1 protein-coding gene is annotated in these 266 nt (G+C 63.5%); it reads left to right on the top strand.

The genetic code is table 11. The annotated features are described in order from the left end of the window. Positions 1-12: 12 nt before the first annotated feature. Positions 13-266, top strand: a 254-nt coding sequence (locus R5H23_RS17005) for a 3'-5' exonuclease (RefSeq protein WP_317216149.1), incomplete at its 3' end; no start/stop codon positions are given.

Below are 266 nucleotides of genomic sequence, written 5' to 3'. Positions count from 1 at the left end.
CGGGTCAAGCTGATGACCATCCATGGCTCAAAGGGCCTGGAGTTCGGGCATGTCTTTCTGATCGGCTGGGAAGATACGCTGTTCCCGTCGCGAACGAACATTGATCCGGCGGAGGAACGTCGACTGGCCTATGTCGCACTCACCCGCGGCCGCCAGCGCGTCAGTGTGTCCTGGTGCGAGTTTCGTCGGGGCGAGCAGGCCAATCCGAGCTGCTTCATCGACGAGATCCCGCTCCAGGCGCGGCGGGATGGCTGGGGGCGCAATCT

Source organism: Gluconobacter sp. GP1 (assembly GCF_032913585.1).
Classification (GTDB): domain Bacteria; phylum Pseudomonadota; class Alphaproteobacteria; order Acetobacterales; family Acetobacteraceae; genus Gluconobacter; species Gluconobacter cerinus.
This window is presented reverse-complemented; position numbering and strand designations above follow the sequence as displayed.